This is a genomic window from Clostridium sp. cel8, assembly GCF_014050525.1.
Taxonomy (GTDB): domain Bacteria; phylum Bacillota; class Clostridia; order Clostridiales; family Clostridiaceae; genus Clostridium_B.
In genome coordinates this window covers 110,937-136,900 of the sequence record NZ_JACGAG010000008.1, presented here as the reverse complement: position 1 = coordinate 136,900, position 25,964 = coordinate 110,937, and the positions used below count along the sequence as shown (strand labels likewise).

Below are 25,964 nucleotides of genomic sequence, written 5' to 3'. Positions count from 1 at the left end.
ATTTTTAACTTTTATTTTTCAATCTATAATATTTCCTTTTTCTTGTATTTAATTTTTTAATTATGCTCATATCTATTATTGTCTATTCTATTGAGGAAGTAATTCCAAATTGTAAATGTATAGTATTCCCTGTAAAAGGGAATAGAGTGCCTATGATTGAACCAAGGACAATACTTACAAGGCTTGATATAAATAAATGTATTCCATTTGTTGTTTATGATTATTTAAAATGGTCTATAACCACTGGAAGAAAGATTATGATATTTGTTCCAAAGGAAAAAAATATAAAAAAGATATCTTCTTATATAAAGGAGTATCTAAATAATTTATTGGAAAATAAACTGTATTTATACGATAAATCAGATGAAAAGAGTATTTCAAAATTTTTGAATTCAGGAAATGCAGTTCTTATTACAGATAGTTTTGAAAGCTTTATGCCAAATATGAAAAATACTGATATAATGGTTTATTTTGCTGATAATTCAAAGTTTACTTATAAAAAGTTTGTATATTTGTGTGGAAGTGTAGTAAGAGGTGAAAAAGATTTAAAAGGAGAAGTTATATTTTTAGCCAATCGTGAAACTGAAGACATGGAAAAGGCAAAAAATATAACTAGAAATTTTAATAAAGAAGCATGGAATATGGGATTGTTAAGTGTATAGAATTTATTAAAGATTGTGTACTTTCAATTATATATTGTGATGATGGTAAATGCATACTCTGTGGGAATGATATTTACTCTGATGAATTTATTTGCCATTGCTGTTCAAAAAAGATTATGCCTTGTAGGGATGTAATTGAGATAAAATCAGGAGATATAAAATTTTATTGCTATAGTGCAGCTTATTATTCTGGACCTATGGTGGAGCTTGTAATTAAGTTAAAGTACAAGAGTTCCTTTAGGGCAGGAAGAGTAATAGCAGATTATATGTATGATGTAATAAAGCGGAATAATTTGGAGTTTGATATTATAACCTATATTCCTATGTTAAGGAAAGATCTAAGAAAAAGAGGATACAATCAAGGAAAATATATTGCAAAAATTTTAAATAAGTACACAGAAAAGCCTGTTGTTTCATGTTTGATAAAGACTAGAGCTACTAAAGATCAAATAGGATTGAATAAAATAGATAGATGGAAAAATATAAAAGGTAGTTTTAAAATTATTGACAGAAAACTTGTTGAAAATAAAAATATTTTATTAGTTGATGATGTTATAACTACGGGTGCTACTGCATTTCATTCAGCACTTGAATTAAAAAAGTGTGGAGCTAAAAATATTATTATATTGACTGGAGCAAAAAGTGAGGTATAATTTAATATGTTAAGGTTAGGTTTGTGGTTGAAAGTCGATGCCAGTCGCAGGCGAAACGATCCACGTAAGTTAGATAAAATATCTAGCGAGCATGGTGCGGTTTAGAAGTAAGTCCTGCCGTAAGATATTACGAGAGAGTGAGTAGTGAGAAGTTAAATCTGGGTAGCAAAAGCTCCAGCAGGCGAGTGTGGGGTCAAAGACCAGGTCAACTAACCCTGCAAAATAGCAACCTTTCTTAGGTTGCTATTTTTATATTTCAATAAAGTTTATCAAAAATGTTGATAAATTTTATTGTTAATTGGAAAAAAATAAGGGTAGTGTGAGTACCCTTATATAGCAATTAATGGTGAAGATATATTCTCTATAAATGATTAAAAAAAGGAGTATAAAATATTAAAAAATTTGATGAAGGTTTAATCACTGAATATTTTTGTCTTCAGCATAAAGGCAGTATCAATACAATTGATAACCTTATATAAATATAATGTGTAAAAATAAAATTATTATACTAGAGATTTATGAATTAAATTTTTATTTAGTGAGCAAAATAATATATATCAGATTGATTATAATGAAAAATATGCAAAACTTTTTAATTATTGTTATAGTATTGTATTTTATATTAAACAGTATTAAAATATAATTAAACAGATATTAGTAACAACATCTATCTTATAAATATAACACCTATATTAAAAATAAGTGTTTAGATGATTATTATAAACATATGGGTACAAAAGAGAGGGGCTGGGAATATGAAAATAACTGTAAAAGGAAAAAATATCGTGGTAACTGATGCATTGAAAAACACAGTGGAAAAAAAGCTTTCCAAGTTGGATAAGTATTTCAACCCTGGTGTAGAAGCACATGTTACATTAAGTGTACAAAAAAATTCACAGATTGTAGAAGTTACGATTCCATTTGGCGGAGTTATACTTAGAGGCGAAGAGAAAAATGATGACATGTATGCTTCAATTGATTTGGTTCTAGATAAATTAGAAGGTCAGATAAGAAAGCAAAAAACTAAACTACTTAAAAGAAAACGTTCTTCAGAATCATTGAAATTTAAATTTATACCTGATCAAAAGGACAATGAAAAGAAAGAAAATAAGATAGTTAAAACTAAAAAGTTTGCTATAAAGCCAATGGATGCAGAAGAAGCTGTTCTTCAAATGGAACTTTTAGGACACAATTTCTTTGTGTACCAGTCTGCAGAAAGTGGAGAAGTAAATGTTGTTTATAAGAGAAAAGATGGAGATTATGGCCTTATAGAGCCTGAATTTTAAGTTACTTACTAAGAGGAAGTAAAAAAGCTTCCTCTTTTGTTATGTATAATTTAATAATAAAGCATACCCATATAGAGGATTTGAAACAATTATTAAACTAGGGTAAACTATTTTTTAATTAGTTGAATGCCATATAATTAGGTGATATAATTTATAAAGTATAAATATATAAAATTACATGTGAGGATGAAAATAATGAAACTTTTGCAAAAAATATTTGGCTCGTATAGTGACAGAGAGGTAAAGAGAATTATTCCTATAGTAGAGAAAATAGATAAATTAGATGAAAGCATGCAAAAATTAGATGATAGTGAATTGCGAGCTAAAACTGATGAATTTAAAGAAAGATTAAAAAATGGAGAAACTCTAGATGATATATTGCCAGAAGCTTTTGCAGTAGTTAGAGAAACAGCTTACAGAACTATTGGTTTAAAGCATTATAAAGAGCAGCTTATAGGTGGAGTTGTACTTCATCAAGGTAGAATAGCTGAAATGAAAACTGGTGAAGGTAAAACTTTAGTTGCAACTGCACCGGCTTATTTAAATGCACTTACAGGTGATGGAGTACATATAGTTACCGTAAATGATTATTTGGCAAAAAGAGATAGGGATTCCATGGCACCTATATATGAGGCACTAGGACTTAAAGTAGGGGTTATATTGCATGATATGGATCAATCACAGAGGCAAGAAGCTTATAATTGTGATATAACTTATGGAACTAATAGTGAGTTCGGTTTTGACTACTTGAGAGATAATATGGTTGTATATAAAGAAGAGCGAGTTCAAAGAAAATTGAATTTTGCTATAGTAGATGAGGTTGACTCAATTTTAATTGATGAGGCTAGAACTCCTCTTATAATTTCAGGAGAAGGTGAAAAGTCAACTGAATTTTACAAAGTAGCAGATCATTTTGCAAAGACGTTAAAAAAGCAAAAAGATGTTGATGAAAAAATAGAAGACGAAAAAGATAAAGGTGATTTCATAGTAGATGAAAAGGCAAATGCAGTATTGCTTACATCCCGTGGTATAGAAAAGGCAGAAAAGTTTTTTAATTTGGAAAACTATGCAGATCCAGAGAATATGGAACTTCAACACCATGTTGTTCAGGCATTAAAGGCAAACTATATAATGAAACGTGATAAAGATTATATGGTTAGAAATGGAGAAGTATTAATCGTTGATGAATTTACAGGAAGAATGATGGAAGGAAGAAGATACAGCGATGGACTTCATCAGGCAATAGAAGCTAAAGAGGGTGTAAGGGTAGAGAGAGAGTCAAAAACTCTTGCTACAATAACTTATCAGAACTACTTTAGAATGTTTAATAAACTTTCAGGTATGACAGGTACAGCACAGACTGAAGAAAATGAGTTTAGAGAAATATATGGATTAGATGTAATAGTAATTCCTACACATAAACCAGTAATAAGAAAGGATTTACCTGATTTAGTATATAAAACAGCCAAGGGTAAATTTAAAGCTATAGCTGATGAAATATATAATACTTATAAAAAAGGTCAGCCAGTTCTTGTAGGTACAGTAAGCATAGAAAAATCAGAGCTTCTATCTGATATGCTTAAAAAACGAGGTGTACCTCATCAGGTGTTAAATGCAAAATATCATGAAAAAGAAGCCGAAATAATTTCCCATGCAGGTGAAGCTGGTTCTGTAACTATTGCTACTAATATGGCAGGACGTGGTACTGATATAAAGCTTGGAAAGGGAGTTGTAAAATTAGGTGGCCTTAAGATAATAGGAACTGAAAGACATGAATCAAGAAGAATTGACAATCAGCTTAGAGGACGTTCTGGACGTCAAGGGGATCCTGGAGAGTCAAGATTTTATGTTTCTCTTGAAGATGATTTAATGAGAATATTTGGTTCTGATAGACTTCAAGGAATGGTAGATAAACTTGGGTTAGCAGAAGATGAAGCTATAGAGAGTAAGATGGTTACAAATGCAATAGAAAATGCACAAAAGAAAGTAGAAGGAAATAACTTTGATATAAGAAAGACACTCTTACAGTATGATGATGTAATAAATAAGCAGAGAGAGATAATTTACAAGCAGAGATCAGAAGTACTAGAAGGAATAGATCTTAAAGAACAGATTGAGAATATGCTTGAGAGTTTAGTTGAGGAGATTGTACACTCTCATATATCTGGTGAAGAAGATGAATTTGAAGAGGAAATTCAAAAACTTATAAGTTATATGGAAGAAATTTATGTTCCTAAAGATGCAGTTAAATTTGATGATATAGTTAAACTTACTGATGAGGAAATAATAGATAAGTATGTTGAGCTAGGTAAAAAAATATATAAAGAAAAAGAAGAAGAATTTACTCCAGAGCAAATGAGAGAAATAGAGAGGGTTATACTTCTTAAGGTAGTTGATACGAGATGGATGGATCATATAGATGATATGGAACATTTAAAAAGGGCTATAGGACTTAGAGCATATAGACAACAGCAACCTGCTCAAGCATATCAGTTTGAAGGTAGTCAAATGTTTGATGAGATGATCTACAATATTAAATTGGATACTATAAAGTACTTGTTCCATGTAAAAATTGAGAAAGCGCCAGAGAGAGAAAGAGTTGCTAAAAATGTAAGTACAAATCAAGGTGGAGGAGAACCTGTTAAGAGAAAACCTATAAGGAAGAAAAAAACAGTAGGAAGAAATGATCCATGTCCTTGTGGAAGTGGAAAAAAGTATAAAAACTGCTGTGGAAGAGTAGTAAATAATAATGGATAATAATTACTTAATTATTTATTTTTATTAGATGGAGTGATTGTATGATAGTTGAATTAGAAGAAGTATTATTTAAAATAAATTCATTGAAAAAATCACTAATTGAAGTAAAGGAGTCTCTTTGACTTAGATAATTGTAAAATTAAAATACAGGAACTTCAGATGAAAATGCAAGAGCAAGGATTTTGGGATAATCCTGAAGAGGCACAAAAAATATGTTATGAAGAAAAACTGTTAAATGAAAAAATAAACTCATATGTTAAGTTAAATGAGAGAATAGAAGATGTAGAAGTACTTGCACAGATGGCTGCAGAAGAAGAAGATATAGATTCAGTAGAAGATATTGTAAATGAAGTTAAGGATATCGAAAGTGTTCTTAAAAAATTTAAAATAAAACTTTTGTTATCTGGAGAGTATGATAAAAATAATGCTATACTTAACCTTCATGTAGGAGCAGGAGGAACAGATGCACAGGATTGGACTGATATGCTCTTTAGGATGTATACTAGGTGGGCTGAAAAGTCAGGTTATAAGGTGGAAGTTCTGGATATCTTTCCTGCTGAAGATGCAGGTATAAAAAGTGTTTCATTAAAAGTGATAGGTGAATTTGCCTATGGATATTTAAAAGCTGAAAAGGGTATACATAGGCTAGTTAGAATATCGCCTTTCAATGCAAATGGTAAAAGGCAAACTTCTTTTGCATCTGTTGAGGTTTTGCCAGAGCTTACTAAGGAACAAGATATAGATATAAAGCCAGATGATCTAAAAATAGATACCTATAGATCAAGTGGAGCCGGTGGACAGCATGTAAATAAAACTGAGTCTGCAGTAAGAATAACTCATATTCCTACTGGCATAATAGTTCAATGTCAGAATGAGAGAAGTCAGTATCAGAATAGAGAAACTGCAATTTTTATGTTGAAGGCAAAACTTGTAGAACTCAAAGAAAGAGCCCATAAGGATAAAATAGAAGACCTAACAGGAGAATTGAAAGATATGGGTTGGGGAAGTCAGATAAGATCCTATGTATTTCAGCCATATACTATGGTAAAAGATCATAGAACTGGAGAAGAAAATACAAATGTAAATTCAGTAATGGATGGGAATATAGATAATTTTATAATTGCATATTTAAACCAAAAAGCAAAATAACTTTTAAAAGAGCAGTATTTTTTACATTATTGCTCTTTTAAATTATATTTAGAATTTAGATGATTTTAAGTATATTAAACTTATAATTAATAGAGAACAAATGGAAGCAATGAAAATTTGTTTATAATATATAAGAAATGGGTTATTATTAAATGCAAAGCTATTTATTTCTCTTGAAACTATGTCAAAGCATCTGTCTATAGATTTTTCACTTATATGATTTATCTTATCTGAAGGTGTATGTATTCTTGAAGTATCTTCATCAGATAAAGTAATTGCATCTATTCCATAAGCTCTAAAGTATCCATGATCACTTGAATTTTCAAAAATATAGCTAAAGTTTTGATTTTCTTTAGTGCAAATATTGGCAACTTCTTTTACAAGACTTGAATTTTTACTATCCCACTTTCCTCCAATTATAGAAATAGGAACATTTCTATCACTTCCTATCATGTCAAAGTTTATTACTTTTGAACCTTTTAAGTTTTGCTTATATTTTTTTACAAATGATTTTGAACCTAAGCATCCTAATTCCTCAGCGTTAAAAGAAGCAATTATTATGTTTCTTTCTGGGCTGCCAAGGGAATTGATGTATTTTACAAGACTTAGCAAAAATGAAGTACCAGAAGCATTGTCAAGAGCTCCGCTATAAGTAGTACCTGATACGTCACTTCCTAGATGATCAAAATGTGCAGACAATATAAGAGGAGGAAGAGATGGGTTTTTACCTTTTATATAACCTATAACGTTGTAAATAGAGGTAAATTGGCTTTTAAAAGGTATAAAACAATTTACTTTATATCCTAAATTTAAATAATCTTTAATTTCCTTTGATACACTTTTTTTTATCATTATATACATTGATTGAGTAGAGTTTGCCATAAAAGAACTTCTGAAATTTAAGTTGTCATTTCTAGGATTGTAAAATAAAAAATAATCACTGCCATCTTGCACCTGAAAACTGTTTCCCTTCCATGAAACAATATTGTTTTTATCAAATGATACATTATTATTCCTAAAATTTAACATGTCTTCTTTATAATCTATTCCGTATTTATATTTTTTTATTATAAACCCATTTTTATCTTGAATTGACAGCATTGGGCTGCCATCTATCTTTTTAGGATATAGTACACTGAAACTTTCAAAGTATTTTTTATCATAAGGTTTAATAGATTGGCTCTTGAAGTAGTCTTTTATAAAATATGCTGTTGCGTAATTTTCAAGTGTTCCTGCTAGTCTTCCATTAAAGCTATCTGAAGACAAATAGGAGATAGTGTTTTTAACTTCTGCTGAATTTAATGGTTTTATAGAGTAGAGATTTTGAAAACTTAGTGAACTTGCTAAACAAAATACTGTTACAAGTGTAGAGAGTATGAATTTTTTCAACTATGATTACTCCTAAAATATTGTTGTATATATAAATATATATTAATTTGCAAAAGTGCATATAACTGTTGTAATATATTTTTAGTTGAGTATTTATTTGACTTCATATAAAACAATAACCAAGGAGGAACAAATGACAGAAATAGCAGATATATTATCGTTAGAGCTAGGCATAGATAAAAAATATATAAACAATGTAGTAAAGTTGATAGATTCAGGTAATACTTTACCTTTTATTGCTAGATACAGAAAAGAATTAACTGGAAGTATGAGTGATGTGGTTTTAAGAAAGCTTTTCGATAGACTTTTATATCTTAGAAATTTGGAAAGCAGAAAAGAAGATGTAATAAGGATAATAGGTGAACAGGGAAAACTTACAGCTGAATTAAAAAAATCTATAGAAAAGTGTACAACAATAACAGAAGTTGAAGATATATATAGACCTTATAAACCTAAAAAGAGAACTAGAGCTACAATTGCAAAAGAGAAGGGGCTAAAACTGCTTTCTGATGTCATATTAGATGGGGATTTTACAGAAGATATAAATTCCTATGCAGAAAAATTTGTAAATCCAGAAAAAGGAGTGGAATCTGTATATGATGCTCTATCTGGGGCTATGGATATAATAAGTGAAGTAATATCTGATGAAGCTGAATACAGAAAGTGGATAAGAAAATTTGTTCGTGATAATGGATTAATTGAAACAACAGGAAAAAGTGAGGAGCCTACACCCTATGAGATGTATTATGATTATAGTGAGCCTGTAAATAAAATTCCACCACATAGAATACTTGCTATAAATAGAGGAGAAAAAGATAAAGTACTATCTGTAAAAATAAAATGTGATATGGATAGAATAATTGAATATTTAAAAAGAAAGTGCCTTAAAAATAATCCTGTAACAGATATCTATATAGAAAAAAGCATAGAGGATTCTTTAAAAAGACTTATATATCCTTCTATTGAAAGGGAGATAAGATCTGAACTTACAGATATTGGTGAAGATAGTGCTATAAAAATATTTAAAGCAAATCTAAAGGCACTTTTAATGCAGCCACCTATAAAAGGAAAGAATGTAATGGGGTATGATCCAGGGTTTAGAAACGGATGTAAGATAGCGGTTTTAGATGACACAGGAAAACTTTTAGATACAGCTATAGTATATGCTACTGCACCACAAAATGATGTTGAAGGTTCAATAAAGACTTTAAAGGAGTTAGTTTATAAGTATGATGTAGATGTGATTTCTCTTGGAAATGGAACTGCAAGTAGGGAATCAGAAGAGATAATAGCAAGACTTATAAATGAAGTAAAAGAGGAAAGACAAAAAGAGCTCTACTATGTAATAGTGTCGGAGGCAGGAGCATCTGTCTATTCTGCATCAGAACTTGCAGCTAAAGATTATCCAGATGTAAATGTATCTTTAAGGGGAGCCATATCAATAGGAAGAAGGCTTCAAGATCCATTGGCAGAGCTTGTAAAGATAGATCCTAAGTCTATAGGTGTTGGGCAGTATCAACACGATATTGCTCCTAAGAAGTTAGATCAATCATTAAAAGGAGTAGTAGAGGACTGTGTAAATAGTGTAGGCGTGGATCTAAATATAGCAACTCCATCGCTTCTATCATATATATCTGGAATAAACACATCTATAGCTAATAATATTGTAGAATACAGGGAAATTAACGGAAAGTTTAAAAGTAGAAAAGAACTTTTAAAAGTTAAAAGATTAGGAGCTAAAGCATTTGAGCAGTGTGCAGGCTTTTTGAGGGTAATGGAAAGTAGTGAACCACTTGACAACACTTCTGTTCATCCGGAATCTTATGATGTTGCAAAATCTCTTTTAAAAATTCTTGGATACAGTATAGAAAACTTAAAGAGAGGAGAACTTTATGATATAGATGACAGAGTTCAAAAAATAGGCATAGGCACTCTTTCTGAGAAACTTGATTCAGGGATACCAACTTTGAAAGATATAATAAAAGAACTAAAAAAACCAGGGAGAGATCCAAGAGAACAGCTTCCAAAACCTATACTTAAGACAGGAATTATAGATATGAATCAATTGAAGCCAGGTATGAAATTAACCGGAACTGTAAGAAATGTAGCAGATTTTGGTGCCTTTGTTGACATTGGTGTTCACCAAGATGGGTTAGTGCATATAAGTGAACTATCAAATAAATTTGTAAAACATCCTCTTGATGTGGTTAAAGTAGGTGACGTGGTAAATGTAACAGTTCTAAGTGTAGATGAAAAGAGAAAGAGAATTGCACTTAGCATGAAGTAAATTAAAAACTGTATCAAAACTAAACCACTGTTTTGATACAGTTTGATATTTATCAAATTAATTTAATATATCTAATTTGGTAAATTTATATTTTCTGGAGTTAAAGAAGAGTCCAAGGCCTCTTTAAATACTTTCCTTATAATTTCTTTTGACGGAACACCTTCGTGTACCTTTTTCTTGTCAATGAAATATGTAGGAACATAGTAATAATCAAACAACTTAGCTATTTCAGGATTTTTTTCTTCATCTATTATTTTGATGTTAACCTTTGAATATTCGGGATTTTCATCTTTAAGTTCATTCATCCAATTTAGCGCTTGACTACAATACGGACACCAACTTGTTATAAACATATATACTTGCTTCATCTATAATCACCTAACTTCTTAAAAATTTTAATATATTTTATTGTGTTTATTTTATACGTTTATTATATATTAAAAAATAATCTTTTTCCATAGATTAATTTAATATAGTTTATTTTTGTAATACTTTGTAATAAATTATTAAAAAATTATTCATTACTATTGAAATCAATTGATTTTTGAATAGAAAAGTGTTATAATTTTATCATAGTTAAAATATAATCTTCAGGGCGGGGTGTAAGTCCCCACCGGCGGTATAGCCCGCGAGCCTAAATGGTATGATTCGGTGAAACTCCGAAGCCGACAGTATAGTCTGGATGGAAGAAGTATAAAGTATAGTAATTTTATGAGCCCTGACTTTTGTTAGAGCTTTTTATTATGCTTTATTACCCTTTAAAGTATATCAGAAGATTATACTTAAAATTAGGAGGGTGTTAATTATGAAAAATAGTAAATTGAACAGACTTGTAAAAATATCGCTACTTGGAGTCATTGGTACTGTACTTATGTTCTTTGAATTTGCACTGCCGATTTTCCCATCATTTATAAAAATAGATATAAGTGATATGCCTGCTTTAATTGGAACTTTTGCACTTGGACCATGGGCTGGAATTATGATAGAATTGTTAAAAAACATACTTCATGGAATATTTGCAAGTCAAACTGCTTTTGTAGGTGAATTGGCAAATTTTATAATAGGGTCTGTTTTTGTAACTACAGCTGGAGTTATATATAAATTTAAAAAGTCAAAGTTAAATGCAGTTGTAGGTCTTATAGTTGGTACAATTGCAATGACAATTTCAGCATGTGTTTTAAATTATTTTGTGCTTTTGCCTCTTTATGAAAAAGCGTTTAATTTTCCTATAAGTCAAATGGTGGATATAGCATCAAGGATAAATGGTAACATTACAGGAATTGGAACTTTAATACTTTGGTCTATTGCACCTTTTAATATATTAAAAGGAATTTTATTAACAGGTCTTACTTTAGTGGTTTATAAAAGTGTTGCACCTGTGCTTAAAGGTGAACATGCAGATGGTAAACAAGTTGCTTAGTTAATGGCTAATTATAGAAATAGAAGTCCGGTACTTGTGTGTAAGTGCTGGATTTTTTTATTTATAAAATTGAATTTATGTACGATAAATAAATAAGGATTTGTTTAGAAAAAGTATTTTATATAAAGGGTGATGGATTTGGCAGGAATATGGAATATAAACAGCACCTATAGTGTTAACAATAAAAAAATATCCACTAAACTCTCCTTTGAAGTAGGAGAGAAGTTTTTAGCTAGAGTTATAGAATTAAATAAGGAATCTCAAAGTGTATTGTTAAAACTTTTAGATGGGTGGAAGTTTTCTGCGGATATAGAAAATCCAAGTGATATATCTAAAAATAAATTGCTAAAATTTCAGGTTGATGGTTTTGAAAATGGAAAGCTAAAGTTAAAAATTGTTGGAAAAAATCAAAAATCACCTGATAATATAAAAGATGCCATAGCATCTTTTATAAAGGAAAAATCTTTAGATTTAAGTAATAGTGACTATGAAATTATCAAAAGTATGGTAAAATATGAAATACCACTTACTAAGGAAAATATATCTAATATAAAAAGTCTTGTAGAATTTATGGATAAAATTAAAACAGATACTAGAGAAGAAGATTCATTTATTCAAAAATACCTTTTAAGTAGAAATATAACACCTGATAGCAGTGAAGGAGAAAATGTAACTAAGGTTTTGAAAAAATTTTTTAACAATCTAAAAAAAATAGATATTAAAGATGTACTTACTTTTATTGAAAATAATATAGATATAAACAGTGAAAATATAGAAAGTTTTAACAGAGTATTTAAAAAATCATCTACTATATATAAAAAAATTAATGATTTAAGTAAGGCATTTAAATTAGATACAAATAAATTACAAAGTTCTTCTAAATCATCTATAGATACGTTTATAAATACTAAAGAGAAAAATGAAAATTATGTTAATATACTGCAGAAAAATATTGATAAAACCTATAAAAATGCTGATACATCAGAAATAGCCCCAGTAAAAGATGATATAGGTGAAAAACAAGTGAAAAAAGATACCGTTGAACCTATAAAAAATCAGCAAGATAAGGGTAAAGTTAATATAGAGAAAGACATTTCAGATAGATTTAAAAGTGTAAAAAATCAAGAGGAAATCCCAAGCAGTATAGATGTGAATAAAGGCTTAAATGTACCTGAAAAAAATTCTAACCTAGTGTTAAAAAATCTTATAAATAATATTGCTAATAATATAAAAGAGCAAATAAACTTAAAGACTCATGAAATGGAAGACACAATAAATAAGGTAATGCAAAATACAGACGATAAAAGTTCAAATAATACTGTAAATTCTGATGCTATAAATATATTAAATAACAATATGAATGATTTTCGCATTTTTAATACAATATCTAATTCCTATTATTACATGGATCTTCCTTTTCAATTTAATAATAATAATTATGGATTCAAATTTATAATAAAAGATGACAGAAAAAGAGGGAAGAAAATTGACAGTACAAATGTTAAAATAGCTGCATCTATAAGTACAAAAAACCTAGGTATTGTTGATGCTTATTTAACTGTCAAGGATAAAAATATGGATATAAATATAAAAAGTGAAAAGAAATTTATAAACTTTTTAAAGGCCTATGGAGAAAAAATACTGGAGAGCTTATCTGACTTAGGATATAATATAGATATTGATTTTGATGAGAAAATTGAAGAGATGAATATATCTACATGTAGAGATTTTTTTCAGGACAGTGAAATAGGAACTATAAATACTAGAGCATAATTGTGAGGTATAGATTATGGATGAAAGAAAAAAAGCAGCTGCTTTAAAATATGATTCAAATTATAAGGCGCCAATAGTTAGTGCTGCTGGCATTGGTCAAATAGCTGATAATATATTGAAGAAAGCATCAGAGTCAAATGTGCCTATAGTATATGATAAAGAACTTGCTAATCTTTTAGTAAATGTAGATGTAGGAGATAATATACCCTTTGAATTGTATGATGCTGTTGCAAGAGTAATAGCTTATATAGTTGAGATAGATAATAATATAATTAAATGATAAGTTTTGAGTTTTAAAATATTATAGATATAGGTTGTGTAGAGGTGATTGAGTGAGTTTATTTGCTATATCTGACTTACATTTAGATGTAAGTGGAAGTAAGCCAATGGATGTATTTGGGGATTCATGGTTTGAACATGATAAAAAAATATATGCAAATTGGACAAAAAAAATAGAAAAAACTGATACTGTTTTAATATCTGGAGATATATCTTGGGCCATGCATATGGATAGTGGTCTTATGGATTTAAAATGGGTTCATGAATTGCCAGGGAGAAAAATATTTGTTAAGGGCAATCATGACTATTGGTGGACCAGTATAACTAAATTGAATAATTTGTATTCGGATATGGATTTTATTCAAAATAATTTTTTTACATATGAGGATTATGCTATATGTGGTACAAGGGGTTGGATTTGTCCTGGAAGTGAGAATTTTACAAGTCATGACGAGAAAATTTATAATAGAGAAATATTAAGACTAAAAAATTCTTTAAATTCTGCAGTGAGAGAAGGTTATAATAAATTTATTGTAATGATGCATTATCCACCTATAGGAGAAAAATTTATTGATTCAGGATTTATAGATGTATTTAAAGAATATGGAGTAAAAAAGGTAATATATGGACATATTCATGGTGATGCACTTTCAAAAGCAGTAGTTGGAAATATTGATGGTGTAGAATATATACTAACATCTTGCGATAATATAGACTTTGATCCTATAAAGATAATTTAAAATATTATTTTTAAATACATAGATTGAGGACATATATTGTGTGAAATAATTATGTCCTCTTTTTATTTAACAATTTATTTATAAATCTATCTATTTAGATTTTATTAAATCTTTTTGATCTCTTGCTAGGTTTTTGATTCTTGATGGACATGTTCTTGAGGTTATTACTTTGCTAAACCAAATAATGGAGTCCTCTTCATTTCCAGTACGTCTTGTTAATTCACCTATAAGATACATTATAGTAAAGCTATCCATTCCGTATATTGGAGATTGTTCATTGTAATATGCCTTAGAAAGGTTTTCAAGTGCCTTTTTTAAAAAGTCCTGTTCCTTTTTATTGTCTTCTTTAAGTCTATACATCCAGGCAAGTTTTAAGCAATTAATTGCCTTTTTACTACTTTTTGAATTTAAAACATAGTAATTTAAAAGAGAAAGTTTGTATCTTTGAATAGCAATATCTATGTTATAGACTTGAGGATAATTTTTAGGTCGCCATTTAGAAGAAATTTTCTCCTTTATTATTTCAGTATCTCTATCATGTATTTTTTTAAAATCTGTTTTTATAGCTGAATATCCACATTCATCACATACCCATACATCATAGAAATAAGGACTTATTTTTGAATATCTTATAAAAAAGTCAGAATCCCTACCAAGAATTCTATAAGACCCTTTTTTTATAGATCGCGCTTTAAATTCTGTTCCACATACAGGACAGGTTACTTTCTTATCATACAGCATATGAATTTGTTCTTTCGGATTATATAAAATTGAACTATATTCATTTTCGGACATTTAAGATTCCACCTTTTCCAATAGTAATAGTATAATTTAATTATATCAAAAATTCTGTAAGTGTTTTTAATATATTTTTGATTTTGTATGTTTTTTATTATAAAATTATTTTAGTTTATAATAAATTGTTAAATATAAAGACATATCCATATAGAGGTGAAGAATATGGCAGTAGGAGAATGGAAAGATTTTTTAATACCTTATCAGCAAGCAGTTGAAGAATTAAAAGTTAAAATTAAAAGTATAAGACGTGAATGTAGGAGAAGAAATGAGTATTCGCCTATAGAATTTGTCACGGGAAGAGTTAAGGAAATATCTAGTATACTTGAAAAGGCTGATAAATTCAATATACCTTTTGATAGGATAAAATATGAAATGGAAGATATAGCAGGCATAAGGGTTATGTGCCAGTTTGTAGATGACATTCAAAGAGTAGTTGAAATACTTAGAAATAGAAAAGATATGAGTATAGTTTATGAGAAAGATTATGTAACTAATGTAAAGGAAAGCGGATATAGGAGTTATCATGTGATAATAAAGTATCCAATAAATATGGTAGAAGGGCAGCAGGTTATACTTGCTGAAATTCAAATAAGAACATTGGCAATGAATTTTTGGGCTACTATAGAGCATTCTTTAAATTATAAGTATAAACATGAAATACCTGACTATATTAAAGATAGATTAAAAAGTACTGCTGATCTTGCTTTTAACTTGGATAGACAAATGTTAGAAATTAAAGATGAAATAAAAGATGCACAAAAGCTATTTGAAGTTAAATCTAGTATAGTATCGGATATAATGAATAATATAATTACACTATCTTCAATGGGTAAACTTGCAGAATCAACTAGATATCAAAAAGAATTGAATAAACTTCTTGAAGAAGGAGAAGTATTTGAACTCATAGATTTACTTGAGTCTACAAAAAAAGTTATTAGGATGTATAATAAATAATTAAGTAATGAAAGAAAAATGGTTATAGATTTTGTTTCGCCAAATCTATAACCATTTTTATTTTAAAACCTATTTTGCTACTATATTTACAAGTCTTCCTTTTACAACTATTACTTTCTTAATTTCCTTTTCTCCTATAGCAGACTTTACATTTTCTTCTTTCAATGATAGTTCTTTTATCTCATCTTCTGATAAATTAGGTGCAATGTTTATTTTGGATTTTATTTTACCATTTACTTGAATGGCAATTTCAACAGTATCTTTTACAAGTGCCTTTTCATCAAAATCAGGCCACTTTTGATTGAATATTGAATAAGGCTTTCCTAGAAATTCCCATTCTTCTTCTGAAAAATGAGGTGCGAAAGGAGCTAAAATTCTTACAAGATCAATTATACTGTCTTCAAGAAGTTTAACATTTTTACTCTCTATTTTCAAATATTTTGATAGAGCATTTGTAAATTCCATAATTCTGGCTATTGCCGTATTAAACTGAAATTTGTTAGTATCTTCAGAAACTGATTTTATAGCAAAGTTCCTAACGTAGTTAAGGTCTTTTTCAGCTTTATCCATAGAAGTTTTAGTATTTTTAGGATTATCTATATATTGTTTTGCTTGAGTTATGATTCTTTCAACTCTATCTACAAATTTGCTCATAGATTTAATTCCATCATCACTCCAAGCACCACCTTCTGAATAATCAAATCCAAACATAAGGTACATTCTAAATACATCTGCACCATATTGTTTTATGTAATCATCAGGTGATATTGTATTACCTTTTGATTTACTCATTTTTTGACCATCTGGACCTAATATTACTCCCTGATGTCTAAGAGATAAGAATGGCTCATCAAAGTTTAAATATCCCATATCTCTAAGTGCTTTTGTAATAAATCTAGCGTATAAAAGATGCATACAAGCATGTTCACGTCCACCTACATAAACATCAACTGGAAGCATTTTATCTATTTTATCTTTGTCAAAGGCTTTTTCGCTATTTTTGTTATCAACATATCTTAAATAATACCATGAAGAACATACAAATGTATCTAAAGTATCTGCTTCTCTCTTTGCAGGTCCACCGCAGCAAGGACATGTTGTATTCATAAATTCTTCTGATTTTAATAGTGGTGATTTTCCATCAGGGGAGAATTCTACGTTATATGGGAGTTCTACTGGAAGTTTATCTTCTGGTACAGGAACAGTTCCACATTTTTCACAATATACTATAGGAATAGGAGTTCCCCAATATCTTTGTCTTGATATTAACCAATCTCTCAATCTATAATTTACTTTTTCAGATCCCAGGTTCATCTCTTCAAGTTTCTTTGTTATTGCCTTTTTCCCCTCTTTTGTAGTTAGTCCATTGAATTCACCGCTGTTTATTATCTTACCATGTTCTACATAAGGAAGAGAAGTACCTCCTTCTATAACTCTTTCAATAGGAAGATTGTATTTTTTTGCAAAATCAAAATCCCTTTCATCGTGAGCAGGAACTGCCATTACAGCACCAGTACCATATGTATTTAGAACATAATCACCTATCCATATTGGAACTTTTCTTCCGTTTATAGGGTTTATTGCATAGGCACCAGAGAATACACCGGTTTTCTCTCTTGAAATTGACTGCCTTTCAATGTCACTTTGTTTTTTTGCAGCTTCTTTATATGCTTCTACTTGATCTTTATATTCTGCTGTTGTCAATTTATCTACTAAACTATTTTCTGGAGATAGAACTACATAAGTTACACCAAATAGTGTATCTACCCTTGTAGTGAAAACACTGAATTCAAGATCAGAATCTGCAACTTTAAAAGTTACATTAGTACCTGTGGATTTACCTATCCAATGTCTTTGCATTGCCTTTGTAGTTTCAGGCCAATCAAGTTTATCTAGATCTTGAAGAAGTTCTTCTGCATAATCTGTAATTTTCAAAAACCATTGAGTTAAATCCTTTTTAGTAACTTCAGTGCCACATCTTTCACAATAACCATCTTGAACTTGCTCATTTGCCAATACTGTTTTACAACTTGGGCACCAGTTTACAGGAGCATTTTTTCTATAAGCTAAACCGTGTTTATAAAGTTGTAAGAATAACCATTGATTCCACTTGTAATAATCAGGGTGGCAGGTAATTACTTCATTTTCCCAGTTAAACATTGCACCCATAGATCTTAATTGCTTTTCCATTGTGGCAATGTTTTTTTCTGTTGAATCACTTGGATGGATTCCAGTTTTTATAGCAAAGTTTTCAGCTGGAAGACCAAAAGCATCAAATCCCATAGGCTGGAATACATTATATCCTTTCATCTTTTTGAATCTTGCCCAAGAATCTACTGGAGCATAATTAAACCAATGACCAGCATGTAATTTACTTCCAGATGGATAGGAGAACATCTCAAGTACATAGAGTTTTTTATCTAGGTTACTATCATCAAATTTATAGATATTTGTTTTTTCCCACTTGGTTTGCCACTTTTTATCAATTTTAGTACTATACATAAAATCTCTCCTTTTATTTATTTATAACGATAATATAAAAAAACTCTCCATCTCCTAAAAAGAGACGAAAAGCTTACTTTCCGCGGTACCACTCTCATTAAATCAATAAATGATTTCCCTTAAAATATAACGGACTTTACCGTGCCTGATTTTTTCAGACAAGCTCTTAAGGTCGAGTTCATATTTTAAATCAACACTGTTTTTCAGCTAACAACAGCTCTCTTTAGTGATCTAAATATTACTATTCCTTATTCAAAGCTAAATATTAACTTATTTCACATTTTATAATATATAATAATACTTTGTCAAGAATAATTCAAAAAAAGAACTCATAAAGAGTTCTTTGGCTGCCCATGCTGGACTCGAACCAACAAATGCCTGTTCCAGAGACAGGTGCCTTACCATTTGGCGAATGGGCATTATCTAAAAATTATCGACACAACATATTATATCATTTTAAATTTATATGTCAATATAAAATTTACAAGTTTTTAGCCCATATTAATACAATTTTGTCTTACCAATTCTTTTATTTGCAAAATTTATAATTAAAGTAATTAAGTAGTCATATAGAATAAATGATATTTGAAGTAATATCATGATCCAATATATTGCAAATTTAAAATTGAATAGCCCTGGAAAAAACAAATTGTATATTAAAAGCATAATTGCAGCACATATATTTACAAATACTAATTTTAGTATTATTTCAATAACTAGTTTATGAAGTTTTTCTGTGTATAATTTTACAAAACCGTAGGATCCAAAGAATAATACATATGCAATTACAGTAATATCAAGACCACATATTAAAAATGACAATATTGAAGTTGAAATATAAACTACTATTGAATTCTTTACATCTGTAATTACTATGGAAAGAGGTATAATAAAAGACGCAAGTGCTAGTATATAAGCTTTGTTTACAGGCATTATCCTACTTAAATATATTAAAAGCACGCCAATAGCTGTAAGTATACCACCTTTGGCCATATACATGGCTTTACTCGAATCATTAGACATTCTCTAAACCTCCTTTGAGCTTAGGCTTATAATAAATATTAACAACCACCGCCACCACCACTGCATAGACAATCCAGGCAATAGAGTGTTGCACATATATTACATATATCCGAATCTCCTCTATTGCCATAAGGCTGTCTATAAGTTGTATTCATGTTTTGCATTCTATTTAATGCAGACCTATATTTAAAGTTATTTGGTTCTAAACTGCAAGCAGTATTTAAATTCATAAATGCATCATTATACCATCCGCGTCTCATGTTTAGCATCCCCATTAGATAATTCCATTCAGCGTCACGCGTTGTACATCTAGCAAGTTTTTCCTCAGCACTTCTTATATTTCCATTGTTTATATCAAATTCTATAGATTGATACAAATCTGAGTTTTGTGTATAGTTAGTGCTTTCACTATTATATGAGCTATTTTGGTAACTGGAACTAGAAGAATTTTTCATAAGTTGGTCATAAGCCGCATTTATATCTCTCATTTTTTCTTCTGCTAATTCTCTTAAAGGATTGTTACCATACTGATCAGGATGATATTTTTTTGCTAAGTTTCTATATGCTTTTTTTATTTCTTCTTTTGAAGCATTTTCTTTAATTCCAAGTACTTCATAAGGATTTTTCATTTTTATATACTCCTCTCTTAAATACTGTATCCATTTTTTCTAAAAGGCCATATTGTAAAATATTATAGAGTAGTTCTTTATTTTTTTTTATTGGAAGTTTATTAAAAATATCCATGCATTGGGAGGCACAGGTACCTAAAATAAAATCAACTCTATCTTTAATTTTGGGGTAAAATTCATGGAAGCATAGTTTTTTATCATTAAAACATCTATTTAAAACATTAAATTTGTTTTTTTTCATATCATTTTTTAAGTCGTCTAAAGCATCTATTATGTATATCCATTTTCCAAGATTATATCCAAACCAATATAAATTTTCATTGTATTCAGATGTATAATTGGACAATATAAAGGCAGTAAGTTGTGAAAAGTGATCACATATCTTATCAAATGATTTAATTTCATTATTATTTTCAACCTGAGATAGCTTGTATAGACTATCTTTTATATGTTTCATATTATGTTTAAATTCTTTAGGAAATTTATTTAAGTATATTTTAAAAACACTAGATAGTAATAAATCTTTTTTAGAATTATCATCTTCTATGTTATCTAGAAGTTTATAGTAAGTTAATCCTATATTGCAAAATGCAGCATACTTTAGAGCAGCATTATCTTGTAGTATTGTCCTCTTTTTACTAGGATGAACAAAGCAGATCTGTTTTTTATATACAGGACTTTCACAAGACAGACTATCTAAAAATATGGCTAAAAATGTCATATCATAATTTAAAGCTGTTCTGGGAAGGTTACCAATATTATCCCTTATTGACCTGCATAGTCCACAGTAATAGGCTTTGAATTTCTCGTAGTCTTTTACTTTAAGCTCAGGGATGCATGGAGTTATGTAACCGAACATAATTGTAAATTACCTTTCTCTATTAATTATTTCGTATATAGTATCAGAAGTTGTATCTTTTATATTATATCCGAGAAGATTTACTATTTCATTTAATTCATCATTGTTATCTGTTTCTATTTCTAAATAGGGAAAAGGACAAAAGGATTTATCATTTATATCTATTTCTATAAGACTGTGTTTATATTTATAACTTTCTCTATACTTTTTTATATCTTGATAGAGTACTAGACCTAGAGATTCAAATATTTTTTTCCCTATATTTTCATCAGATATCTTAATTTCATTTTCCTCCATTACTTTGTATATGCCTTGACTGACTAATTTTTTTGTAGTCATATAGTATTCTTTTGAATTTTTAAGTAAGTTATCTACAACCCTTATTCTAGCATATCCCTTGTTTTTTATTAAACGCTTATCGGGATAATCATATATACTGTTTATTTGATTTTCCATTTTTACTTTTTTGGCATTCATTGACTTTAATCTATTTCTTATATTGTCTACATCTATTTTTATTATTCTAGTTTCAAATTCTTTCAAAATATCACTTCACTTTTAAAAATATTACTAGTTTGAATTATATCATAAATAGCTATTATATAAAATAAGATTAGCTCCTATAAACACAGAAGCTAATCTTATTTTATATAAGTTTCTATTCTTAGTTAAACGTAAACGGAATTTAACTAAATGTCTAGTCTAATGAATTAGCAGAACCTAATACATTGTCTATTTTGTCTTCTACAACTTTTTGTATATAATCTCTTCCTGCTCCTAAATATTTTCTTGGATCAAATATTTCTGGATGATCTCCAAATGTCTTTCTTACTGCAGCAGTCATAGCTAATCTCAAGTCTGTATCCATATTGATTTTACATACAGCCATTGAAGATGCCTTTCTAAGCATATCTACTGGTATACCCTTAGCATTAGCTATATTTCCACCGTATTTATTGCAAGTATTAACAGCTTCTGGGTCTACAGCTGAAGCACCATGAAGAACTATTGGGAAATTAGGTAATTTTTCCTGTACTTTTTCTAATATATCAAATCTTAAAGAAGGTTTAAAGTTTGGTGGAAATTTGAATGCACCATGAGAAGTTCCAATAGCTATTGCCAATGAGTCAATTCCAGTTTTCTCTACAAAGTCTTTAGCTTGATCTGGATCTGTGTATATATGTTCATCTGCAGATACGTCATCTTCAACTCCTGCTAAAACTCCAAGCTCAGCCTCTACTACTACTCCATGAGCATGAGCATATTCAACTACTTCTTTTGTTTTCTTTACATTTTCATCATAATCGAAGTGAGATCCATCAAACATAACAGATGTAAATCCGTGTTCTATACATAACTTAACAGTATCTAAATCTGGACCATGGTCTAAATGTAGTGCTGCGTCAATACCGGATTCATCTACTGCTGCATTTACCATTGCCTGTATATATTTAGGACCAGCGTATTTTATTGCACCTGCTGAACATTGAATTATAACAGCAGAGTTTTTAGCCTTTGCACCTCTTATTACACCTTGAAGTATTTCAAGATTATTGATATTAAAGGCACCTATAGAGTATTTTCCAGCATAAGCCTTTTTAAACATTTCTTTTGTAGTAACTAATGCCATTTGTATTCCACCTTTCGAAAAATTTTATTTTTAAAATTATATTAATAACAATATACAAATAATCCAATAAGGGGACTAAATAAGTCCCACTGGGACTTTAATGATAACTTTCATAATCTATTATAATCCAATATACAGATATTTTCTATAGTTTAATTATAAATTATTTTATAAGTTTTGTTAATTAATGATAATATTTAAACGATATCTTAATATATAGCTTTATATTGAGTAAAGATGAACTTAAATATTTTAAAATAAGTTATATATATTTGCATCTTCAAGTTCACTTATAGATTTTAGAATGTTCTCTATTATATTTATAGAGATAAGACATTGTTCCTTATTTTTGTAAGTTATATATTCATTTAATTTATCTATTTCATTGTTTATATCATCTAATTCATTGTTATTTGTAAACATGGATATTTTATGAGAATATGTATTCCATATATTCTTGAATTCTTCTAAAGAAGCATTTGCTTTTTCAAAGGAATTAGAATTTATTGAATTTTCTATTTTGAATGTTGAACAGTTAAGTTCATAAATAGCTTTTTTTAAGCCGTTTACAGAGAAACCTATACATATAACCATAATTATAAATATAGTTATAGAAGTTATTGTACTTCTCATTTTATCACATCCATTTCCCATAATTAATATTTTATTTCTTACATTGATAAAATAATTTACCTTTTGAATCTATCATGGCTATTAATACATCTTCTACTGAATCTATATTATCTTTCTTTAGTTTATTATTTAACCAACTTTTATCTTTATTTATTATTTTTAAATTTTTCAAATTAAGCTTTCCATCTAGTATTAAAGTTATAGGCAATCTATCTTGTGGGGATGTGACTTTCATATCCTCTTTTGTTACTGGTGAAAGGTTAGTTTTTGGTATTACTGAAATTTTTCCGCTAGTTTCAAGTACAGCATATTCTATATCTGATATGTTGTAATAGCCTTGGAGCCGTAGTTCTTCCAATAAATCATTTAAGTTGAATTTTTCACGCCTAAGTTCTTTTAGGTTTAGTACTCCTTTGTTTATAAGTATAGTTGGACTTCCACTGAATAAAAGTCTCATTTTTTCACTTTTAAGCTGCAAGAAGGCAATAGTGCTTTGTAAAAATAAAAGTGTGATTATTGGAATAATGCCTCTTAATATTGATATTCTTGTATCTTGCATGGGAAGAGAAGCAAGCTCAGATATCATAATTGCAATTACAAGTTCAAAAGGTTCCATTTCACCTATTTGTTTTTTACCCATGAGCCTCATAGAAATTATTACAACTGTGTAGAGTATAATTGTTCTAAAAATTACAATGAACACAAAATCACCTCTGTATTATATTTTGCATTAATGATAAAAATATGACTAAAATTATCACATTTATATGCATTCATGACGTATAATGATATTGTGAAATTTTTTTTAAGGAGATGAGAAAATGAGCGAGTTATGTTGTCCACATGAATCAAGTGATTTTTATGATAATGATTTCAGTAACAAGTTAGAAGTAAAAATAAAAGATAAAATTGTATATATAAGTAAAGGGACAAACTTATATAAAATATATAAAAAATATTGTTATGGCAAAAATAATAATGCAGTTTTAGCAAAGTTAAATACAAAGTATTTGGATTTAAGGGATACATTAGAGGAAAGTGGAAATTTTGAAGTAGTTGATTTGTCAAATACTGTGGGGAATATGGTCTATGAAAGAACTCTTCAATTTGTGCTTATTAAAGCTACCTATGATATTTTCAGTGATGCACAACTTATTATAGAACATTCACTTGGAAAGGCAGTTTATGGAGAGATTTGCAAAAAGGTTCCTCTAAATTCTACAGATATAAAGAAGATAAAGGATAGAATGATTGATATAATAAATAGAGATATTCCTATAAATAGAATTGAAGTTAAAAGGGAAAAAGCTAGAGAGATTTTTGAAAGATATAATATGCCAGGTAAGATAAAGATATTAGATCAGTCTAATTTAGATTGGATACAATTGTATGAATTAGAAGGAAGATATGATTATTTTTATGGACCATTAGCTTATTCAACAGGAGTATTAAAACTATTTGATCTTGTATACTATGATTCAGGATTTTTATTAGTCTATCCAGATCAAAAAGAGCCTCATATATTGCCTAAAATTGTTGAATATAAAAAACTTAATAAGATATTTACTGAAACTAAAAATTGGCAGAATATATTAGAAGTATCGGATGTTGGATCATTAAATGAAAAAGTTAAAAATAACGAGATGCCATATATGATAAGAGTTGCAGAAGCACTGCATGAAAAGAAAATTGCATATATTGCAGATATGATAAGTAAGAAAGACTCTGCAAAAATTGTATTGATTTCAGGACCAACCTCATCTGGTAAAACTACTTTTTCAAGAAGGCTTGCTATACAACTTGGAGTAAATGGTTATAAGCCTATTGCTATTTCACTAGATGATTATTTTGTAGATAGAGCACATACACCTAGAGATGAAAATGGAAACTATAATTTTGAATCAATATATGCATTGGACTTGAAGCTATTTAATGAAAATCTTCAAATGCTTATGAATGGAAAAGAAGTAGAAATTCCTAAATTTGATTTTAAAACTGGACAGAGAAATTGGACAGGAAAAAAGATAAAATTACCTAAAAATGGTATAATAATAATAGAAGGAATACATGCTTTAAATGATATACTGACATCTTCTATACCTAATAAAAATAAATTTAAAATATATGTAAGTGCTCTTACTCAGTTAAATATTGATAATCACAATAGAATAGCTACAACAGATGTAAGAATAATAAGGAGAATAGTAAGGGATTATATATCAAGAGGATATAATGCAGAGGATACTTTAAAAATGTGGCCTTCTATAAAAAAAGGTGAAGAAAAGAATATATTTGTATTCCAGGAAAATGCAGATGTAATGTTTAACTCAACTTTGGTATATGAACTCTGTGTTTTAAAAAAATATGCGCTAAAAGAACTCAGAAAAATAAAAGAAACAAGTGAGGTATATTGGCAAGCAGAAAGGCTTATAAATTTTTTAAATTTTTTCCAAGATGTAGATGAGGATCTTGTAGCTGACAATTCCATATTGAGAGAATTTATTGGAGGTAGTTGTTTTTATAAATATTAAGGGTGTATTA

Annotated in this window: 23 protein-coding genes, 1 tRNA gene, 1 riboswitch and 1 other annotated feature; of the genes, 12 read left to right on the top strand and 12 right to left on the bottom strand. The window is 29.0% G+C overall.

What is annotated here, in order from left to right; genetic code table 11:
• The first annotated feature begins 152 nt into the window (after positions 1 to 152).
• The 5 genes from H2684_RS08750 to prfB all read left to right on the top strand — a co-directional run bounded on the left by H2684_RS08750 (position 153) and on the right by prfB (position 6,507).
• Entirely contained in the window at positions 153 to 662 is a 510-nt protein-coding gene (locus tag H2684_RS08750) for a hypothetical protein (protein WP_182089019.1), read from the top strand.
• Positions 635 to 1,315 carry a ComF family protein gene (locus H2684_RS08745; protein WP_182089018.1) on the top strand — a complete coding sequence of 227 codons (681 nt, stop codon included), beginning with the start codon at positions 635 to 637 and terminating at the stop codon, positions 1,313 to 1,315. Before H2684_RS08750 ends, H2684_RS08745 begins: the two co-directional genes overlap by 28 nt.
• A gap of 755 nt (positions 1,316 to 2,070) precedes the next feature.
• Complete coding sequence (gene raiA / locus H2684_RS08740) at positions 2,071 to 2,601, top strand: ribosome-associated translation inhibitor RaiA (protein WP_182089017.1); 531 nt, start codon at positions 2,071 to 2,073, stop codon at positions 2,599 to 2,601.
• A gap of 195 nt (positions 2,602 to 2,796) precedes the next feature.
• Entirely contained in the window at positions 2,797 to 5,358 is a 2,562-nt protein-coding gene (secA, locus tag H2684_RS08735) for a preprotein translocase subunit SecA (protein WP_182089016.1), read from the top strand.
• Positions 5,359 to 5,399: 41 nt separating this feature from the next.
• Positions 5,400 to 6,507 (top strand): peptide chain release factor 2 gene (gene prfB, locus H2684_RS08730; protein WP_182089015.1). Its coding sequence is split into 2 segments (ribosomal slippage): positions 5,400 to 5,477 and positions 5,479 to 6,507, totalling 1,107 coding nucleotides; the frame shifts between segments, so codons are not numbered across the junction.
• A 48-nt stretch (positions 6,508 to 6,555) separates the two neighbouring features.
• Here prfB and H2684_RS08725 read toward each other — a convergent pair.
• Entirely contained in the window at positions 6,556 to 7,896 is a 1,341-nt protein-coding gene (locus tag H2684_RS08725) for a M28 family metallopeptidase (protein ID WP_182089014.1), read from the bottom strand.
• Between the two features lie 133 nt (positions 7,897 to 8,029).
• Between H2684_RS08725 and H2684_RS08720 the strand changes: the two genes are divergently transcribed.
• Positions 8,030 to 10,183 carry a Tex family protein gene (locus H2684_RS08720; RefSeq protein ID WP_182089013.1) on the top strand — a complete coding sequence of 718 codons (2,154 nt, stop codon included), beginning with the start codon at positions 8,030 to 8,032 and terminating at the stop codon, positions 10,181 to 10,183.
• A 71-nt stretch (positions 10,184 to 10,254) separates the two neighbouring features.
• Here H2684_RS08720 and H2684_RS08715 read toward each other — a convergent pair whose 3' ends face one another.
• The gene (locus H2684_RS08715) at positions 10,255 to 10,551 is read right to left on the bottom strand and encodes a thioredoxin family protein (protein WP_182089012.1); all 297 of its coding nucleotides are present in this window, start codon (positions 10,549 to 10,551) and stop codon (positions 10,255 to 10,257) included.
• Positions 10,552 to 10,765: 214 nt separating this feature from the next.
• Positions 10,766 to 10,881: riboswitch (FMN riboswitch) on the top strand.
• 107 nt (positions 10,882 to 10,988) lie between these two features.
• Here H2684_RS08715 and H2684_RS08710 point away from each other — a divergent pair.
• From H2684_RS08710 to H2684_RS08695, 4 genes are all read left to right on the top strand, one after another.
• Positions 10,989 to 11,603 (top strand): ECF transporter S component, encoded by a 615-nt coding sequence (locus tag H2684_RS08710; RefSeq protein ID WP_182089011.1) that lies wholly within the window; start codon positions 10,989 to 10,991, stop codon positions 11,601 to 11,603.
• Between the two features lie 132 nt (positions 11,604 to 11,735).
• Complete coding sequence (locus H2684_RS08705; protein ID WP_243159307.1) at positions 11,736 to 13,376, top strand: hypothetical protein; 1,641 nt, start codon at positions 11,736 to 11,738, stop codon at positions 13,374 to 13,376.
• A 16-nt stretch (positions 13,377 to 13,392) separates the two neighbouring features.
• Positions 13,393 to 13,656, top strand: a complete 264-nt coding sequence (locus H2684_RS08700) for an EscU/YscU/HrcU family type III secretion system export apparatus switch protein (RefSeq protein ID WP_182089010.1) — start codon at positions 13,393 to 13,395, stop codon at positions 13,654 to 13,656.
• 52 nt (positions 13,657 to 13,708) lie between these two features.
• Positions 13,709 to 14,395 (top strand): metallophosphoesterase, encoded by a 687-nt coding sequence (locus H2684_RS08695; RefSeq protein ID WP_182089009.1) that lies wholly within the window; start codon positions 13,709 to 13,711, stop codon positions 14,393 to 14,395.
• 90 nt (positions 14,396 to 14,485) lie between these two features.
• On the opposite strand, the gene H2684_RS08690 is transcribed toward H2684_RS08695, so the two are convergent.
• Positions 14,486 to 15,190 carry a DUF2225 domain-containing protein gene (locus H2684_RS08690; protein WP_182089008.1) on the bottom strand — a complete coding sequence of 235 codons (705 nt, stop codon included), beginning with the start codon at positions 15,188 to 15,190 and terminating at the stop codon, positions 14,486 to 14,488.
• 165 nt (positions 15,191 to 15,355) lie between these two features.
• On the opposite strand from H2684_RS08690, the gene H2684_RS08685 reads away from it, so the two are divergent.
• A complete protein-coding gene (locus tag H2684_RS08685; protein ID WP_182089007.1) occupies positions 15,356 to 16,147 on the top strand; it encodes a GTP pyrophosphokinase family protein in 792 nt (263 codons plus the stop codon).
• A 69-nt stretch (positions 16,148 to 16,216) separates the two neighbouring features.
• Here the strand turns inward: H2684_RS08685 and leuS are convergent, their stop codons facing one another.
• From leuS to H2684_RS08640, 9 genes are all read right to left on the bottom strand, one after another.
• Positions 16,217 to 18,649 carry a leucine--tRNA ligase gene (gene leuS / locus H2684_RS08680; protein WP_182089006.1) on the bottom strand — a complete coding sequence of 811 codons (2,433 nt, stop codon included), beginning with the start codon at positions 18,647 to 18,649 and terminating at the stop codon, positions 16,217 to 16,219.
• Between the two features lie 57 nt (positions 18,650 to 18,706).
• Positions 18,707 to 18,914: a binding site (T-box leader), on the bottom strand.
• A gap of 79 nt (positions 18,915 to 18,993) precedes the next feature.
• A tRNA-Gln gene (locus H2684_RS08675) sits at positions 18,994 to 19,068 on the bottom strand.
• Between the two features lie 82 nt (positions 19,069 to 19,150).
• A complete protein-coding gene (locus tag H2684_RS08670; RefSeq protein ID WP_182089005.1) occupies positions 19,151 to 19,672 on the bottom strand; it encodes a hypothetical protein in 522 nt (173 codons plus the stop codon).
• Between the two features lie 38 nt (positions 19,673 to 19,710).
• On the bottom strand, positions 19,711 to 20,301 hold the full coding sequence (locus tag H2684_RS08665; protein WP_182089004.1) for a DnaJ domain-containing protein: 591 nt from the start codon (positions 20,299 to 20,301) through the stop codon (positions 19,711 to 19,713).
• On the bottom strand, positions 20,285 to 21,160 hold the full coding sequence (locus H2684_RS08660; protein WP_182089003.1) for a DUF5685 family protein: 876 nt from the start codon (positions 21,158 to 21,160) through the stop codon (positions 20,285 to 20,287). Before H2684_RS08660 ends, H2684_RS08665 begins: the two co-directional genes overlap by 17 nt.
• 9 nt (positions 21,161 to 21,169) lie before the next feature.
• The gene (locus tag H2684_RS08655; protein ID WP_182089002.1) at positions 21,170 to 21,703 is read right to left on the bottom strand and encodes a CYTH domain-containing protein; all 534 of its coding nucleotides are present in this window, start codon (positions 21,701 to 21,703) and stop codon (positions 21,170 to 21,172) included.
• Between the two features lie 154 nt (positions 21,704 to 21,857).
• On the bottom strand, positions 21,858 to 22,790 hold the full coding sequence (gene fba / locus H2684_RS08650) for a class II fructose-1,6-bisphosphate aldolase (RefSeq protein ID WP_182089001.1): 933 nt from the start codon (positions 22,788 to 22,790) through the stop codon (positions 21,858 to 21,860).
• 252 nt (positions 22,791 to 23,042) lie between these two features.
• Complete coding sequence (locus H2684_RS08645) at positions 23,043 to 23,423, bottom strand: DUF4363 family protein (protein WP_182089000.1); 381 nt, start codon at positions 23,421 to 23,423, stop codon at positions 23,043 to 23,045.
• Positions 23,424 to 23,454: 31 nt separating this feature from the next.
• Entirely contained in the window at positions 23,455 to 24,126 is a 672-nt protein-coding gene (locus H2684_RS08640; protein WP_182088999.1) for a DUF421 domain-containing protein, read from the bottom strand.
• Between the two features lie 118 nt (positions 24,127 to 24,244).
• Here H2684_RS08640 and H2684_RS08635 point away from each other — a divergent pair, with 118 nt between their 5' ends.
• On the top strand, positions 24,245 to 25,954 hold the full coding sequence (locus H2684_RS08635) for a nucleoside kinase (RefSeq protein ID WP_182088998.1): 1,710 nt from the start codon (positions 24,245 to 24,247) through the stop codon (positions 25,952 to 25,954).
• The last annotated feature ends 10 nt before the right edge of the window (positions 25,955 to 25,964 follow it).

Excerpts from the sequence above, each read along its gene's own strand:
- H2684_RS08720 (WP_182089013.1), top strand. The coding sequence starts at position 8,030 with ATGACAGAAATAGCAGATATATTATCGTTAGAGCTAGGCATAGATAAA.
- H2684_RS08690 (WP_182089008.1), bottom strand. The coding sequence starts at position 15,190 with ATGTCCGAAAATGAATATAGTTCAATTTTATATAATCCGAAAGAACAA.
- leuS (WP_182089006.1), bottom strand. The coding sequence starts at position 18,649 with ATGTATAGTACTAAAATTGATAAAAAGTGGCAAACCAAGTGGGAAAAA.
- raiA (WP_182089017.1), top strand. The coding sequence starts at position 2,071 with ATGAAAATAACTGTAAAAGGAAAAAATATCGTGGTAACTGATGCATTG.
- H2684_RS08750 (WP_182089019.1), top strand. The coding sequence starts at position 153 with ATGATTGAACCAAGGACAATACTTACAAGGCTTGATATAAATAAATGT.
- H2684_RS08705 (WP_243159307.1), top strand. The coding sequence starts at position 11,736 with ATGGATTTGGCAGGAATATGGAATATAAACAGCACCTATAGTGTTAAC.
- H2684_RS08660 (WP_182089003.1), bottom strand. The coding sequence starts at position 21,160 with ATGTTCGGTTACATAACTCCATGCATCCCTGAGCTTAAAGTAAAAGAC.
- fba (WP_182089001.1), bottom strand. The coding sequence starts at position 22,790 with ATGGCATTAGTTACTACAAAAGAAATGTTTAAAAAGGCTTATGCTGGA.
- H2684_RS08665 (WP_182089004.1), bottom strand. The coding sequence starts at position 20,301 with ATGAAAAATCCTTATGAAGTACTTGGAATTAAAGAAAATGCTTCAAAA.
- H2684_RS08670 (WP_182089005.1), bottom strand. The coding sequence starts at position 19,672 with ATGTCTAATGATTCGAGTAAAGCCATGTATATGGCCAAAGGTGGTATA.
- H2684_RS08700 (WP_182089010.1), top strand. The coding sequence starts at position 13,393 with ATGGATGAAAGAAAAAAAGCAGCTGCTTTAAAATATGATTCAAATTAT.
- H2684_RS08715 (WP_182089012.1), bottom strand. The coding sequence starts at position 10,551 with ATGAAGCAAGTATATATGTTTATAACAAGTTGGTGTCCGTATTGTAGT.
- H2684_RS08745 (WP_182089018.1), top strand. The coding sequence starts at position 635 with ATGGAATATGGGATTGTTAAGTGTATAGAATTTATTAAAGATTGTGTA.
- H2684_RS08710 (WP_182089011.1), top strand. The coding sequence starts at position 10,989 with ATGAAAAATAGTAAATTGAACAGACTTGTAAAAATATCGCTACTTGGA.
- H2684_RS08635 (WP_182088998.1), top strand. The coding sequence starts at position 24,245 with ATGAGCGAGTTATGTTGTCCACATGAATCAAGTGATTTTTATGATAAT.
- secA (WP_182089016.1), top strand. The coding sequence starts at position 2,797 with ATGAAACTTTTGCAAAAAATATTTGGCTCGTATAGTGACAGAGAGGTA.
- H2684_RS08685 (WP_182089007.1), top strand. The coding sequence starts at position 15,356 with ATGGCAGTAGGAGAATGGAAAGATTTTTTAATACCTTATCAGCAAGCA.
- H2684_RS08645 (WP_182089000.1), bottom strand. The coding sequence starts at position 23,423 with ATGAGAAGTACAATAACTTCTATAACTATATTTATAATTATGGTTATA.